A 1,708-nucleotide genomic window follows, 5' to 3' on the forward strand; every position below is an offset into this window, starting at 1 on the left:
GACGGTCGAAAGGTGGGCTCTCCGTGTGGAGAGTCCCGGTCAGTGGAGGTGATCCAGCCGCAGATTCCCCTACGGCTACCTTGTTACGACTTAAGCCCCCTTGCGAAGCCCAGATTCGACGCGTGTGACGCGCCTCATCCGGACCTCACTCGGGTGCTTTGACGGGCGGTGTGTGCAAGGAGCAGGGACGTATTCACCGCGCGCTTGTGACACGCGATTACTACCGAATCCAGCTTCATGTGGGCGAGTTGCAGCCCACAATCCGAACTACGATCGGGTTTCTGAGATTACCGTCTCCTTTCGGAGTTGGAACCCTTTGTCCCGACCATTGTAGCCCGCGTGTTGCCCAGCACATTCGGGGCATACTGACCTACCGTTGCCCGTTCCTTCCTCCGTGTTGGCCACGGCAGTCTCGATACTGTCCCCAACCGCTTCACAGCGTTGCTGGCAAGTATCGATGCGGGTCTCGCTCGTTGCCTGACTTAACAGGACGCCTCACGGTACGAGCTGACGGCGGCCATGCACCTCCTCTCTGAAACTCGGACAAGGTCATCAACCTGGTCGTCATTATTACAGTCGATGCTGGTGAGATGTCCGGCGTTGAGTCCAATTAAACCGCAGGCTCCTCCGGTTGTAGTGCTCCCCCGCCAATTCCTTTAAGTTTCATCCTTGCGGACGTACTTCCCAGGCGGCCTGCTTAGCGGCTTCCCTACGGCACAGCACCCACTCGTAGTGGGTGCCACACCTAGCAGGCAGTGTTTACGGCTAGGACTACCCGGGTATCTAATCCGGTTCGAGACCCTAGCTTTCGTCCCTCACTGTCGGATCCGTTTTCGCGACGTGCTTTCGCCATCGGCGGTCCGTCCAGGATTACGGGATTTCACTCCTACCCCAGACGTACCCGTCGCGCCTTCCGGTCCCAAGCCACACAGTTTCCACCGGACGCCCACCTGTTGAGCAGGTGGATTTCCCGATGGACTTGTGCGGCCAGCTACGGACGCTTTAGGCCCAATAAGATCGGCCATCACTCGGGCTGCCGGTATTACCGCGGCGGCTGGCACCGGTCTTGCCCAGCCCTTATTCGTCCACCACCCTAGGGTGGACAAAAGCGTAGGCTCTATGCCTACGCACTTGGGATCCCCTTATCGCACTGGCGTGCAGTGTAAAGGTTTCGCGCCTGCTGCGCCCCGTAGGGCCCGGAATCTTGTCTCAGATTCCGTCTCCGGGTTCTCACTCTCATGACCCGTACCGATTATTGGCACGGTGGGCCGTTACCCCACCGTCTACCTAATCGGCCGCAGCCACATCCTTCGGCGCCGGAGCGTTTGACACACGCGACATTCCAGTCTGCGTGTGGTGTCCGCTATTAGCCTCAGTTTCCCGAGGGTATTGCGGTCCGAAGGGTAGTTTGGCCACGTGTTACTGAGCTATTCGCCACGAGTGTGAACTCGTACGACTAGCATGGCTAAATCGGATCCCAATAGCAATGGCCTCCGGCAGGATCAACCGGAGTGGTAACCTCGGTGCCTGGTTCCCGGCACCGAGGGGGTTTGGCGGGTGTCGACGTGGTGTCGACACACCATTGCATGGTCTGATCGTTCGGAGTCACCGGCGTTCCGGATGACACCGAACTACCAAGGCTCACATCAGATTTCCGCTTACGCCGGAGCGCAGGGGGCGAAATCCTCATCTCTTCTTCCGGACCAGA

The 1,708-nt window shown here is 59.0% G+C and carries 1 rRNA gene; it reads right to left on the reverse strand.

Annotated elements, in window-relative coordinates:
* Positions 1 to 43: 43 nt before the first annotated feature.
* Positions 44 to 1,513 (reverse strand): 16S ribosomal RNA (locus ACNTAO_RS12455).
* Positions 1,514 to 1,708: the final 195 nt, after the last annotated feature.

It is taken from the genome of Halorubrum zhoui (assembly GCF_051194155.1).
GTDB lineage: Archaea > Halobacteriota > Halobacteria > Halobacteriales > Haloferacaceae > Halorubrum.